Below are 13,464 nucleotides of genomic sequence, written 5' to 3'. Positions count from 1 at the left end.
GACCCGCGCCCGTCCGTGCTCCGGTCGCAGGCCGGGCGCGGGAGGCACAGCCTGGAAACACGCAGGGACGTCTGCGAGGCCCGTCGGCCCGGCGGACCGGAGACGGAGGAGTCATGACGTCGGTGACGAGGAACGACGTTCCCGTCGTGCTCGAAGGCAACGGGGTCGAACTGCGCGTCCAGCCGATCGGCGGCGGCCTGTCCGTCGGCTACGTCACCCTCCCGCAGGGCACCGACATGGGCCCCGCGCTGAAGGGCCTGCCCGACGACGCCTGCCAGGCCCCGCACTGGGGCTACATGCTCAAGGGCCGGTTGCGGATGCTCACGGCCGAGGGCGAGCGGGTCTACGAGGAGGGACAGGCCTACTACTGGGCGCCCGGCCACATCCCCATGGCCCTGGAGGACTGTGTATTCGTCGAGTTCTCCCCGACCGAGGAGTTCCAGAAGGTGATCGACCACGTGGTGGCCCAGGCCGGATGAGCCGACGGCCGGATTGTCGGTGCCGGGCGGTACCGTCGGATCATGGAGCGACCGACGGCGAGCGGGGACCGGCAACTTGCCGTCCTGGAAGGCGTACTGGAGCGCATCACGTACGCGAACGAGGAAACCGGCTACACAGTCGCCCGCGTCGACACCGGCCGCGGCGCCGGCGACCTCCTGACGGTCGTCGGCGCGCTGCTCGGCGCCCAGGCCGGCGAGTCCCTGCGCATGGAGGGCCGCTGGGGCTCCCACCCGCAGTACGGCAAGCAGTTCACCGTCGAGAACTACACGACACTCCTCCCCGCCACCATCCAGGGCATCCGCCGCTACCTCGGATCAGGGCTGGTCAAGGGCATCGGACCGGTCTTCGCCGACCGCATCACCCAGCACTTCGGCATGGACACCCTGAAGATCATCGAGGAGGAGCCGAAGCGCCTCGTCGAGGTGCCCGGCCTCGGCCCGAAGCGCACCAGGAAGATCGCCGAGGCCTGGGAGGAACAGAAGGCGATCAAGGAGGTCATGCTCTTCCTGCAGACCGTCGAGGTGTCGACGTCGATCGCGGTCCGCATCTACAAGAAGTACGGTGACGCCTCGATCGCGGTCGTGAAGAACCAGCCGTACCGCCTGGCGTCCGACGTCTGGGGCATCGGCTTCCTCACCGCCGACAAGATCGCCCAGTCCGTCGGCATCCCGCACGACAGTCCGGAGCGCGTCAAGGCGGGCCTCCAGTACGCGCTGTCCCAGTCCAGCGACCAGGGCCACTGCTACCTCCCGGAGGAGCGCCTGATCGCCGACGCGGTCAAGCTGTTGCAGGTCGACACCGGCCTCGTCATCGAGTGCCTCGCCGAACTCGCCGCGCCCCCCGAGGAGGGCGAGGACCCCGGTGTCGTACGGGAGAAGGTGCCGGGCCCGGACGGCGGCGCGGAACCCGTCACGGCCGTCTACCTGGTCCCCTTCCACCGGGCCGAACTCTCCCTCTCCGCCCAGCTGTTGCGCCTCCTGCGCACCGGCGAGGACCGCATGCCGGGCTTCCGTGACGTGGCCTGGGACAAGGCGCTGGCCTGGCTGCGGACCCGTACCGGCGCCGACCTCGCCCCCGAGCAGGAGGCCGCCGTCAAGCTCGCGTTGACCGAGAAGGTCGCCGTGCTGACCGGCGGCCCCGGCTGCGGCAAGTCCTTCACGGTCCGCTCGATCGTGGAACTGGCCCGCGCCAGGAAGGCCAAGGTGGTCCTCGCCGCCCCCACCGGCCGTGCCGCCAAGCGCCTCGCCGAACTGACCGGAGCCGAGGCCTCCACCGTGCACCGGCTCCTCGAACTGAAGCCCGGCGGCGACGCGGCGTACGACCGCGACCGCCCGCTGGACGCCGATCTGGTGGTCGTCGACGAGGCCTCGATGCTGGACCTGTTGCTCGCCAACAAGCTGGTGAAGGCGATCCCGCCGGGCGCCCATCTCCTCTTCGTCGGCGACGTGGACCAGCTCCCCAGCGTCGGCGCCGGCGAGGTGCTGCGTGACATGCTCGCCGACGGCGGCCCGATCCCCGCCGTGCGCCTCCTACGTGTGTTCCGCCAGGCCCAGCAGTCCGGCGTGGTGACCAACGCGCACCGGATCAACGCCGGGCAGCATCCGCTCACCGACGGCATGAAGGACTTCTTCCTCTTCGTCGAGGACGACACGGAGGAGGCGGGCCGGCTCACGGTGGACGTGGCCGCCCGTCGGATTCCGGCCAAGTTCGGCCTCGACCCCCGCCGGGACGTCCAGGTCCTCGCGCCCATGCACCGCGGCCCGGCCGGCGCCGGCGCCCTCAACGGACTGCTCCAGCAGGCCATCACCCCCGGCCGCCCCGACGTACCCGAGAAGCGGTTCGGCGGCCGGGTCTTCCGCGTCGGCGACAAGGTCACCCAGATCCGCAACAACTACGACAAGGGGGAGAACGGCGTCTTCAACGGCACCGTGGGCGTGGTCACCTCGCTCGATCCGGTCGACCAGCGCCTCACCGTGCTGACCGACGAGGACGAGGAGGTTCCCTACGAGTTCGACGAGCTGGACGAACTCGCCCACGCGTACGCGGTGACGATCCACCGTTCACAGGGGAGTGAATACCCCGCAGTGGTGATCCCCGTCACCACCGGAGCATGGATGATGCTTCAGCGGAACCTTTTGTATACGGCCGTCACCCGCGCCAAGAGGCTGGTCGTCCTCGTCGGCTCCCGCAAGGCCATCGGCCAGGCGGTGCGTACCGTGTCGGCGGGCCGCCGTTGCACGGCTCTGGACCACCGGCTCTCCGGGCAGCACAAAAAATGATCGATCAAATGAGTCACGAAGGTCACAGAGCACTTCCGCAAGCGTGACGAAGGCGGCAGGATGAGCAGTTGGCGGCACTGAGTGCCGTGGATAAGCCCAATGGCCGACCCCGAGTGCACTCTCCTGCGCCAAATGGGGGATGGTAGAGACAGTCAGGGCAACCTCGAAGAAGAGGCACAACGTCGGTGAGGGATGACGTGAGCGACAACTCTGTAGTACTGCGGTACGGCGACGGCGAGTACACCTACCCGGTGATCGACAGCACCGTCGGCGACAAGGGCTTCGACATCGGGAAGCTCCGCGCCCAGACCGGTCTCGTGACCCTGGACAGCGGTTACGGAAACACCGCCGCCTATAAATCCGCCATCACCTACCTTGACGGCGAACAGGGCATCCTCCGGTACCGCGGCTACCCGATCGAGCAGCTGGCCGAGCGGTCGACCTTCCTCGAGGTCGCCTACCTGCTGATCAACGGCGAGCTGCCCACGGTCGACGAGCTCACCGTCTTCAAGAACGACATCACGCAGCACACCCTGCTGCACGAGGACGTCAAGAACTTCTACCGCGGCTTCCCGCGCGACGCCCACCCGATGGCGATGCTGTCGTCGGTCGTCTCGGCGCTGTCGACGTTCTACCAGGACAGCCACAACCCGTTCGACGAGAAGCAGCGCAACCTCTCGACGATCCGGCTGCTCGCCAAGCTCCCCACGATCGCGGCGTACGCGTACAAGAAGTCGATCGGTCACCCGTTCGTCTACCCGCGCAACGACCTCGGCTACGTCGAGAACTTCCTCCGCATGACCTTCTCGGTCCCCGCGCAGGAGTACGACCTGGACCCGGTCGTCGTCTCCGCGCTCGACAAGCTGCTGATCCTGCACGCGGACCACGAGCAGAACTGTTCGACGTCCACGGTGCGCCTGGTCGGCTCCTCGCAGGCCAACATGTTCGCGTCGATCTCGGCCGGCATCAACGCCCTGTGGGGCCCGCTGCACGGCGGCGCCAACCAGTCCGTCCTGGAGATGCTCGAGGGCATCCAGGCCAACGGCGGCGACGTCGACTCCTTCATCCGCAAGGTGAAGAACAAGGAGGACGGCGTCCGCCTGATGGGCTTCGGCCACCGGGTGTACAAGTCCTTCGACCCCCGCGCGAAGATCATCAAGGCGGCGGCGCACGACGTCCTCTCGGCCCTCGGCAAGTCCGACGAGCTGCTGGACATCGCGCTGAAGCTGGAGGAGCACGCGCTCTCCGACGACTACTTCGTCTCGCGCAACCTCTACCCGAACGTCGACTTCTACACCGGCCTGATCTACCGGGCCATGGGCTTCCCGACCGAGATGTTCACGGTCCTGTTCGCCCTCGGCCGCCTGCCGGGCTGGATCGCCCAGTGGCACGAGATGATCAAGGAGCCGGGCTCCCGCATCGGCCGCCCGCGCCAGATCTACACGGGCGTCGTCGAGCGCGACTTCGTCCCGGTCGAGGAGCGCTGACCCCTGCTGTTGCGGGCGCCTTTGACCGGGCGCCCGCTGTCCGGCGTCGGTCGGCGGGGGCGGTTCGGAGCAGGGTCGGTCGGTTGCCGGTCTGCGGCCGGGGGGCCGGGGATTGTCCCCCGGGGCGGCACGGCCACGGTCGAGCGCGACTTCGTCCCGGTCGAGGAACGCTGATCTCTGCCGACGGGCGCGCCCGCCGGCCGGGCCGTTGGGCGCGTGAAGGAGGGGCTGTCCGGAAGGGCAGCCCCGCAGTCACCTCGTACCGCACTCCCCTCGTACCGCAGACGCCTCGCAGCGCGTGAGCGACGCGGGAAGCGTCAGATGGGCATGAAGAAGGCGCCCTGGTGCGTCGGTCCCCCCACGGGCCGACGACCAGGGCGCCTTCCCATGTCCCGGTGCGGATTCCCCCCACGGGATCCGGCCGGGCGTCTGGAGGACACAGCGCCTGAATTCGCTGATGCCATATGTGATTGTTCCTCGGCGGGAGTTGAGCAGAACGAGCAGAACTCGCCGTACCCCCGCCGTGTGTGCGATCTGCCGGGACAGTGCACGCTGGGAGGGCCGCTCAAAGCTTCCCGGTGTGCCTGCCCCGGCAACGCATCTCTGGAGAAGTCCCCCAAGACATCTCCAGATGCCAGTCGGCGCCCCCCAAGACGCTTCCTGACATCGTCAACTTAGACCGTCGGACCCCTTTGATGGTTACGTTCACATCACTGTGATCTGTGTCTCTTGCATATGTCCCGTTACATACGCAAGGGCCCGGATACGGCGATCGGGGCCCAAGCGTAAGGATGATGCGCGAGCCTTGTGAAGAGCTTATGTGAGGCTCGCGCCGGACTCCAGGGGGGCTGTTGTTTCGACTTGGCCCTAACCGCCGGTAACTTCCGGGTACTTCGCCTCACGTCAGCGGAATGTCCGTAGCCGCAAACTGTTCGTCAGCACGAAAACGGACGAGAAGGCCATCGCCGCCCCGGCGAGCATCGGGTTGAGCAGTCCGCCCGCGGCCAGCGGCAGCGCGGCCACGTTGTAGCCGAAGGCCCACACCAGGTTGCCCTTGATCGTTGCCAGGGTCCGCCGGGACAGCCGGATCGCGTCCGCCGCGACCCGCAGGTCCCCGCGCACCAGCGTCAGATCGCCCGCCTCGATCGCCGCGTCCGTGCCCGTGCCCATCGCCAGGCCCAGGTCGGCGGTGGCCAGCGCGGCGGCGTCGTTGACCCCGTCGCCGACCATGGCGACGACCCGCCCCTCGTCCTGGAGCCGCTTCACGACGGCGACCTTGTCCTCGGGCAGCACCTCGGCGACCACCTCGTCGATGCCGACCTCCGCCGCCACCGCCTCGGCCACCGCCCGGTTGTCCCCGGTCAGCAGCACCGGCGTGAGACCGAGCGCGCGCAGCTCCCGTACGGCCTCGGCACTGGTCTCCTTGACCGCGTCGGCGACCACGAGCACCCCGCGCACCGCCCCGTCCCACCCGACGACGACCGCCGTACGACCACGGCGCTCGGCCTCGTCCCTGGCGCGCGCCAGGTCCGGCGGGAGGTCGTCGAAGAGTCGGCCCACGACCACCTCGTGGCCCTCCACGCGCCCGCGTACGCCCCGCCCGGGGACGTTCTCGAAGTGCTCGGCCGGCGGCAGTTCCCCGGCCCGTTCCTCGGCGCCCGCGGCGACCGCTCGGGCGACCGGGTGCTCGGAGGCGTGCTCCAGGGCGCCCGCGAGCCTCAGCAGCTCCTTCTCGTCGGTGCCCTCGGCGGCGTACACCTCCTGGAGGGTCATCCGGCCGGTGGTGACGGTGCCGGTCTTGTCGAGGACCACGGTGTCGACCCGGCGGGTGTTCTCCAGGACCTCCGGGCCCTTGATGAGGATGCCGAGCTGGGCGCCCCGGCCGGTGCCGACCAGGAGGGCGGTGGGCGTCGCGAGGCCCAGGGCGCACGGGCAGGCGATGATCAGGACGGCGACGGCCGCCGTGAACGCGGCGACGGTGTCGCCGGTCAGACCGAGCCAGGCGCCGAAGGTGGCGGTGGCGATCAGCAGGACGACGGGGACGAAGACCGCGGCGACCCGGTCGGCCAGCCGCTGCACCTCGGCCTTGCCGCTCTGCGCGTCCTCGACGAGCCGGGCCATGCGGGCGATCCGGGTGTCCGCACCGATCCGGGTCGCCTCGACGACGAGCCGGCCGCCGGCGTTCACGGTGGCGCCGGTGACGGTGTCGCCGGGACCGACGTCCGACGGCACCGACTCGCCGGTCAGCATGGAGACGTCGACGGCGGAGACGCCCTCGGCGACGGTGCCGTCGGTGGCGATCTTCTCGCCGGGCCGGACGACGAACCGGTCCCCGACCGCCAGCCGTTCCACGGGGATCCGGGTCTCCCGCCCGTCCCGCAGGACGGCCACGTCCTTGGCGCCCAGCTCCATCAGCGCCCTGAGCGCGGCTCCGGCGCGCCGCTTGGACCGGACCTCCAGGTAGCGGCCGAGGAGGATGAAGGCGGTGACGCCGGCGGCGACCTCCAGATAGATCGTGGAGGCGCCGTCGGCGCGCGAGACGGTCAGCTCGAAGGGGTGCCGCATGCCGGGCATGCCCGCCTCGCCGAGGAACAGCGCCCACAGTGACCAGCCGAACGCGGCCAGGGTGCCGACGGAGACGAGCGTGTCCATGGTGGAGGCGCCGTGCCGCAGATTCGTCCAGGCCGCCCGGTGGAAGGGCAGTCCGCCCCAGACGACGACGGGCGCGGCCAGCGTCAGCGACAGCCACTGCCAGTTGTCGAACTGGAGGGCCGGGACCATGGCCAGCAGGACGACGGGTGCGGCGAGCAGGCCGGAGACGAGGAGGCGGTGGCGCAGGGCCGACAGTTCGGGGTCCCCGGACGACTCGGCCGGTGTCTCCTCGGAGGTCGGGGCCTCGGCCGGGGGCGCGGGCTCCTCGGCGGTGTAGCCGGTCTTCACGACGGTCGCGATCAGGTCGGCGACCTCCACCCCGGCGGGGTAGCTGATCCGCGCCTTCTCGGTGGCGTAGTTGACCGTCGCGGTGACGCCGTCCATGCGGTTGAGCTTCTTCTCCACGCGGGCCGCGCAGGAGGCGCAGGTCATCCCGCCGATGAGCAGCTCGACCTCGGAGCCCTCGCAGGGCTCGGCGGTCGTCGGGGCCGTGGTGGTGCTGGACATGTCCGTGACTCCAGGGAGCGGAACGGGCCGTGTCCGACCAGTGTCCACCGGTCGGCACGGCCCGCATCCAAGAGGGGCTGACTCGGGCGCGGCTCAGGCGCGGCCGACCAGCTCGAAGCCGGCCTCGTCGACGGCGGCGCGCACGGCCTCGTCGTCCAGCGTCACGGCGGAGACGACGGTGACCTCGCCGGTGGAGGCGACGGCCTTCACCGACGTGACGCCGGAGATCCCGGAGATCTCGCCGGAGACGGCCCCCTCGCAGTGGCCGCAGCTCATGCCGCTCACCTTGTAGACGGCGGTGACGGTTCCGGGAGTGTCGGTGTGGGCGGTCATCTCGTTACTCCTCGTCGAGGCGTGTGGGCTGGGGGGCGGTCGAAGGGGTTTGGCCGGAAGGGACCCGCCAAAGGCCCTGAGAGCCTCCACTACACCCACATTATACCCCTAGGGGGTACTTCGAAGACGCCTCGGCGCGGCCGGGTCGCTCACCGACCAGCGGTTCCGGATAGGGCACGAGGACGTTTCTTCAGCTCCTGGACGTACGCCTCCTGCTCGGCGCCCTCGCGGCCGAGGAACAGCTCCAGGCCCGCCTTGTACAGGCCGAGACACATCTGGGCGGTGCGGGAGAGGTCGGCGGGGGAGGCGTCGGGCAGCAGCGAGGAGAGCTCGGCCTCGCGGTCCTGATGGACGCGATGGTCGTCCGCAGCCTGCTGGTCCCGGCCGTCATGCGCCTCACCGGCAAGGCCACCTGGTGGGCACCCGGTCCTCTGCGCCGCTTCCCCCAGCGCTTCGGCCTGAGCGAGGGCGAACCGGCCCCGGCCGCCCAGCCGCACCCCGAGCGGGACACGGTGGGGGCCCGCGGTTAGGGAGAGGCCCAGGGCAGGGCTCTAGCATTCGCGGTGATCTCCCCGGCCGGGGACGGTCGGTGAGGGCGGGGACGGGCAGAAGGAGTCGCGCATGCGGGCTGTGGTGTTCGAGCGGTACGGGGAGCCGGCCGAGGTCCGGGAGGTGCCCGACCCGCGCCCCGCGGAGCACGGTGTGGTGGTCCGCGTCGAGGCCACCGGCCTGTGCCGCAGCGACTGGCACGGCTGGGTGGGCCACGACCCGGACATCACCCTGCCGCACGTACCGGGCCACGAACTCGCCGGAGTCGTCGAGGAGGTGGGCGCCCGGGTCACCCGGTGGAGCCCCGGCGACCGGGTGACCGTGCCCTTCGTGTGCGGCTGCGGCAGCTGCCCGTCCTGCGCGGCGGGCGACCACCAGGTCTGCGAGCGCCAGACCCAGCCCGGCTTCACACACTGGGGCTCCTTCGCCCAGTACGTGGCGCTGGACCACGCGGACGTGAACCTGGTCGCGATCCCCGGCGACCTCTCCTACTCCACCGCCGCCGCCCTCGGCTGCCGGTTCGCCACCGCGTTCCGGGCGGTCGTGCAGCAGGGCCGGGTCGCGGCGGGGGAGTGGGTGGCCGTGCACGGCTGCGGCGGGGTGGGCCTGTCCGCGGTGATGATCGCGGCCGCCTCGGGGGCTCGGGTGATCGCCGTGGACGTCTCCCCGAAGGCCCTGGACCTGGCACGGTCGTTCGGTGCCGCCGAGTGCGTGGACGCGCGGGACACCCCGGACACCGCGGCGGCGGTGCGGGAGCTGACCGGCGGCGGGGCGCACCTCTCCCTCGACGCCCTCGGCTCGCCCGCCACCTGCGCCGCCTCGGTGAACGGCCTGCGCCGCCGCGGCCGGCACCTCCAGGTCGGCCTGCTGCCCTCCCCGGACGGCACGACACCCGTCCCCCTGGCCCGCGCCATCGCCCTGGAGCTGGAACTGCTGGGCAGCCACGGCATGGCCGCCCACACCTACCCCCCGATGCTGGAGCTGGTCCGGGCGGGAGTGCTCCGGCCCGACCTGCTCGTCACCTCGACGATCACACTGGACGCCGTACCGGACGCGCTCGCGGCGATGGGGACGGCGCCCGGCGCCGGGGCCGTCGTCATCGAGCCGTGGCGGTGAGGGCGGCCCACTCCCGGTCCAGGAGCGCCATCAGGACCTCGTCCACCCAGCCCTCCTCCCGCGGCGCGGCTTCCCGGCGCACGCCCTCCACCACGAAGCCGACCTTCTCGTAGACGCGCCGGGCCCGAGGATTGTCGCCGTACAGCTCCAACTGGATGCGGTGCAGGCCCAGTTGCTCGAAACCGTGGCCGACGATCAGCCGGGTCGCCTCGGTGCCCAGGCCGCGACCGCGGCCCCGGGGACCGATCAGGGTGCGGAAGGTGCAGGTGCGGGTGTAGGGGTCGTACTCGTGCAGGACCACCTCGCCGACGAGTTCGCCGGTGGCCCGGTCGGTGACGGCGAGGTCGAGGCGGTCGGGCTGCGCGGAGCGGGTGGCGTACCAGGACCGCAGCCGGTCCAGGGTGAGTTCACCGTCCGGCGGGAAGGTGAAGCGGATCACCTCGGGGTCCCCGATGATCTCCCACATGACCTCGGCGTCCGCCTCGGTGAAGGGCCGCAGCACCGTTCTCTCGCCGGTGAGGTGGGGTTTGACGGAGAAGTCGCACAGGTCCATGGACAGCACTGTGCCCCACCCGAGGGCGGGGCACAGAACGGTTTTTCCGGTGGGGTCCTCAGTCCGCCCGGCGGCCCCGGTTGCCGGGCCGGGAGGCGACCCAGGCGCGGACGGTGTCGGCGTACCAGTAGGGCTTTCCGCCCTCCACATGGTCGGGCGGGGGGAGCAGTCCGTGCTTGCGGTAGGACCGTACGGTGTCCGTCTGCACCCGGATGTGTGCCGCGATCTCCTTGTAGGACCAGAGCCCTCGGTCGGTCATGAGTCGCACCTCCCTGCGCGTGCGGGGGCGGCGGCCGGGAGGCCGCCGGGGGGAGCCCGGCGCTGCGCTGGCGATCACCAGGCCTGTGCCCGTTCAACGACGCACGGTGACAGTCCGGAAGCGGCTGTTGACAGCGTGCGACACATCACCCGCGTACGCGTGACATCGGTGACGGAACGTCAATCTTTGTGACGCACGTGACACAGGCGACTCAAAGGGTGGCTCCGCCCCCGGAGGGCTACGCCCCGCAGGACCGCAGAAACGCCCGAGTCCGCTGAGCGATGGGCAGCGGCTTGTCCGGAGCGCACGGATACATGTCCTGCTCCACGATCGCGAACAGATCGACGTCCAGCTTCTGCGCGGCCTCCAGCACGGGCCCCAGCGCCGGCACCCCCGAGGGCGGCTCGCACATCACCCCGCGGGCGACGGCCGGCCCGAAGGGAACCTCCTGCGCCCGCACCTCCGCGAGGATCTCGGGGTCGACCTGCTTGAGGTGGAGGTACCCGATCCGCTCCCCGTACGTCTCGATCAGCTTGACGCTGTCGCCGCCGCAGTACGCGTAGTGCCCGGTGTCGAGGCACAACGACACGAGGCCGGCGTCGGTGCCGTCCAGGAACCGGACGACGTTCTCCTCGCTGTCGATGTGGGTGTCGGCGTGGGGGTGGACGACGATCTCCAGCCCGTACCGCTCCCGCACCTGCTTGCCGAGCCGCTCGGTCAGCGAGGTCAGATTGCGCCACTGCTCGGGCGTGAGCGTGTCCGGCTCCAGAACCTCGCCGGTCTTGTCGTCCCGCCAGAAGGACGGGATGACCACGAGGTGCCGTGCTCCCATGGCCTGCGCGAGCGCCGCGTTGTCCGCGACGTGCGCCCAGGTCTTCTCCCACACGGCCTCGCCGTGGTGCAGCCCCGTGAACACCGTGCCGGCCGACACCTTCAGGCCGCGCCTGGCGGTCTCCTCGGTGAGGACGGCCGGATCGGTCGGCAGATACCCGTACGGGCCGAGTTCGATCCACTCGTAGCCGGAGAGCGCGACCTCGTCGAGGAAGCGCTGCCAGGGCACCTGCTGCGGGTCGTCCGGGAACCAGACGCCCCAGCTGTCGGGGGCCGAACCGACCCGGATGCGGGAAAGCGAGGGCTGAGGTGACAACGACGTCATGGCCGCCAGCGTGCTGTCTGGCCGCAGGGGGTGTCAAGAGCTGGTCCGAATGTCTGGACAAAACATTGACAGGGTCCGCCGTGCAGGGCTAGAAAGCCGTGGAGAGCCGATACGAAGGGAACTCGATGGCCTACGACCTGATCACCATGGGGCGGATCGGAGTGGACCTCTACCCGTTGCAGACGGGCGTGCCGCTGCCGCAGGTCACGTCCTTCGGGAAGTTCCTCGGCGGATCGGCGACCAACGTCGCGGTCGCCGCCGCCCGCCTGGGCCGGGACACGGCGGTGATCACCCGCACCGGCGACGACCCCTTCGGTACCTACCTCCACGAGGCCCTGCGCGAGTTCGGCGTCGACGACCGCTGGGTGACCCCGGTCGCCGGCCTGCCGACCCCCGTCACCTTCTGCGAGGTCTTCCCGCCGGACGACTTCCCGCTCTACTTCTACCGCCGGCCCAAGGCGCCCGACCTGGAGATCGACGCCCACGAACTCGATCTCGACGCCATCCGCGAGGCCCGCGTCTTCTGGGTCACCGGCACCGGCCTGAGCGAGGAGCCCAGCCGTACGGCGACGCTGGCGGCCCTCGCCCACCGCGCCAAGGCCGGTACCACCGTGTTCGACCTCGACTGGCGGCCCATGTTCTGGTCCGACCCGGACGCGGCCCGCCCCTTCTACGCCGAGGCCCTGAAACACACCACCGTCGCCGTGGGCAACCTGGACGAGGTGGAGGTCGCCACCGGAGTGCGCGACCCGCACGACGCCGCCCGCGCGCTCCTCGACGCCGGAGTCGAACTCGCCGTCGTCAAGCAGGGCCCCAAGGGCGTGCTGGCCGTCAACAGCGCGGGCGACTCCGCCGAGGTCCCCCCACTCCCCGTGAACGTCCTCAACGGCCTCGGGGCCGGCGACGCCTTCGGCGGCTCCCTCTGCCACGGCCTGCTCGCGGGCTGGGACCTGGAGAAGATCATGCGCCACGCCAACGCCGCCGGCGCCATCGTCGCCTCCCGCCTGGAGTGCTCCTCGGCCATGCCGACGCCCACCGAGATCGAAGAAGCCCTCGCCGCCGGAGCGGTGCTGTGAGGGCCGGCCGGGTGGGAGACACCCCGCGCCAGGACACCGGTGCCGCAAGCGCGTCCGCAGGCAGCCCCGCCCCCACCGGCGTCGACGTCTCCGAACTCGTCCGCCTCCGCACCCACCGCCCCGAGGCCATCGCCGAGGCCGCCGCCCGCCGCACCCGCCGCCCGCTGCTCGCCGAGGCCGGCCGGCTGATGATCGTCGCCGCCGACCACCCGGCCCGCGGCGCCCTCGGCGTCGGCGACCGCAAGCTGGCCATGGCCAACCGCGCCGACCTGCTGGAACGTCTCTGCCTGGCGCTGAGCAGACCGGGCGTGGACGGCGTCCTCGCCACCGCCGACATCCTCGACGACCTGCTTCTCCTCGGCGCCCTCGACGGCAAGGTCGTCATGGGCTCGATGAACCGCGGCGGCCTCCAGGGCGCCCGCTTCGAACTCGACGACCGCTTCACCGGCCACCGCGCCGAGGACATCGAGCGACTCGGTTTCGACGCGGGCAAGCTGCTCCTGCGGATCGACTACGACGACCCGGGCTCGCTCACCACCCTGGAGTCGACCGCCCGCGCGATCGACGACATGGCGGCCCGCAGGCTGCCCCTCTTCGTCGAGCCGTTCATCAGCCGGCGGACCCCGGAGGGAAAGCTGGGCAACGACCTCTCCGCCGAGGCCGTCACCAAGTCGATCGCCATCGCCTCCGGCCTGGGCGGCACCTCCGCCTACACCTGGCTGAAGGTCCCGGTCACCGACAACCCCGACGACATGGCCGAGGTCATGGCCACCTCCACACTCCCCGCCGTCCTGCTGGGCGGCGAGGTGGGCGACGACCAGGACGGGGCGTACGAGAAGTGGCGCGGCGCGCTGCAACTCCCCACCGTCCGTGGCCTGGTGGTCGGCCGTTCGCTGCTGTACCCGGCGGACGGCGATGTGACGGCCGCCGTGGACACCGCCGTAGGACTGCTGTGAGGGCCGCGTCGAAGGTGAGCGCCGCACGGAGCGTGAGCGC

The 13,464-nt window shown here is 71.0% G+C and carries 11 protein-coding genes and 2 pseudogenes; 7 read left to right on the top strand and 6 right to left on the bottom strand.

Annotated features, from left to right (window positions below; all coding sequences use genetic code 11):
• The first annotated feature begins 113 nt into the window (after positions 1 to 113).
• The 3 genes from ACFWJX_RS15490 to ACFWJX_RS15480 all read left to right on the top strand — a co-directional run bounded on the left by ACFWJX_RS15490 (position 114) and on the right by ACFWJX_RS15480 (position 4,267).
• A complete protein-coding gene (locus ACFWJX_RS15490) occupies positions 114 to 479 on the top strand; it encodes a hypothetical protein (protein WP_383242302.1) in 366 nt (121 codons plus the stop codon).
• 42 nt (positions 480 to 521) lie between these two features.
• Positions 522 to 2,780, top strand: a complete 2,259-nt coding sequence (locus ACFWJX_RS15485; RefSeq protein WP_383242300.1) for an ATP-dependent RecD-like DNA helicase — start codon at positions 522 to 524, stop codon at positions 2,778 to 2,780.
• 197 nt (positions 2,781 to 2,977) lie between these two features.
• Positions 2,978 to 4,267 carry a citrate synthase gene (locus ACFWJX_RS15480; protein ID WP_383242297.1) on the top strand — a complete coding sequence of 430 codons (1,290 nt, stop codon included), beginning with the start codon at positions 2,978 to 2,980 and terminating at the stop codon, positions 4,265 to 4,267.
• A gap of 903 nt (positions 4,268 to 5,170) precedes the next feature.
• Here ACFWJX_RS15480 and ACFWJX_RS15475 read toward each other — a convergent pair.
• From ACFWJX_RS15475 to ACFWJX_RS15465, 3 genes and pseudogenes are all read right to left on the bottom strand, one after another.
• Positions 5,171 to 7,426, bottom strand: a complete 2,256-nt coding sequence (locus tag ACFWJX_RS15475) for a heavy metal translocating P-type ATPase (protein ID WP_383242295.1) — start codon at positions 7,424 to 7,426, stop codon at positions 5,171 to 5,173.
• A 93-nt stretch (positions 7,427 to 7,519) separates the two neighbouring features.
• Entirely contained in the window at positions 7,520 to 7,759 is a 240-nt protein-coding gene (locus ACFWJX_RS15470) for a heavy-metal-associated domain-containing protein (protein ID WP_383242292.1), read from the bottom strand.
• 100 nt (positions 7,760 to 7,859) lie between these two features.
• Positions 7,860 to 8,097, bottom strand: a pseudogene (locus ACFWJX_RS15465) (TetR/AcrR family transcriptional regulator); the annotation flags it as partial.
• Here ACFWJX_RS15465 and ACFWJX_RS15460 point away from each other — a divergent pair.
• Together ACFWJX_RS15460 and ACFWJX_RS15455 are read left to right on the top strand one after the other, a co-directional pair.
• Positions 8,089 to 8,289, top strand: a pseudogene (locus ACFWJX_RS15460) (MMPL family transporter); the annotation flags it as partial. The pseudogenes ACFWJX_RS15465 and ACFWJX_RS15460 overlap by 9 nt on opposite strands.
• 91 nt (positions 8,290 to 8,380) lie before the next feature.
• On the top strand, positions 8,381 to 9,424 hold the full coding sequence (locus ACFWJX_RS15455; protein ID WP_383242289.1) for a zinc-dependent alcohol dehydrogenase family protein: 1,044 nt from the start codon (positions 8,381 to 8,383) through the stop codon (positions 9,422 to 9,424).
• Here the strand turns inward: ACFWJX_RS15455 and ACFWJX_RS15450 are convergent.
• The 3 genes from ACFWJX_RS15450 to ACFWJX_RS15440 all read right to left on the bottom strand — a co-directional run bounded on the left by ACFWJX_RS15450 (position 9,405) and on the right by ACFWJX_RS15440 (position 11,392).
• Positions 9,405 to 9,977, bottom strand: coding sequence for a GNAT family N-acetyltransferase (locus ACFWJX_RS15450; RefSeq protein WP_383242287.1), 573 nt, complete (start codon positions 9,975 to 9,977; stop codon positions 9,405 to 9,407). The two genes, ACFWJX_RS15455 and ACFWJX_RS15450, sit on opposite strands and share 20 nt — an antisense overlap.
• Before the next feature lie 58 nt (positions 9,978 to 10,035).
• Complete coding sequence (locus ACFWJX_RS15445) at positions 10,036 to 10,236, bottom strand: helix-turn-helix transcriptional regulator (protein WP_383242285.1); 201 nt, start codon at positions 10,234 to 10,236, stop codon at positions 10,036 to 10,038.
• Between the two features lie 238 nt (positions 10,237 to 10,474).
• Positions 10,475 to 11,392 (bottom strand): sugar phosphate isomerase/epimerase family protein, encoded by a 918-nt coding sequence (locus ACFWJX_RS15440; protein WP_383242282.1) that lies wholly within the window; start codon positions 11,390 to 11,392, stop codon positions 10,475 to 10,477.
• Between the two features lie 125 nt (positions 11,393 to 11,517).
• Here ACFWJX_RS15440 and iolC point away from each other — a divergent pair, with 125 nt between their 5' ends.
• Entirely contained in the window at positions 11,518 to 12,468 is a 951-nt protein-coding gene (gene iolC / locus ACFWJX_RS15435; RefSeq protein WP_383242279.1) for a 5-dehydro-2-deoxygluconokinase, read from the top strand.
• 11 nt (positions 12,469 to 12,479) lie between these two features.
• A complete protein-coding gene (locus ACFWJX_RS15430; RefSeq protein ID WP_383242276.1) occupies positions 12,480 to 13,424 on the top strand; it encodes a deoxyribose-phosphate aldolase in 945 nt (314 codons plus the stop codon).
• The last annotated feature ends 40 nt before the right edge of the window (positions 13,425 to 13,464 follow it).

The sequence above is a fragment of the Streptomyces sp. NPDC058335 genome, assembly GCF_042723915.1.
GTDB lineage: Bacteria > Actinomycetota > Actinomycetes > Streptomycetales > Streptomycetaceae > Streptomyces.
Note: the sequence above shows the minus strand (reverse complement) of the source record. Positions and strands in the feature narration are given on the sequence as shown.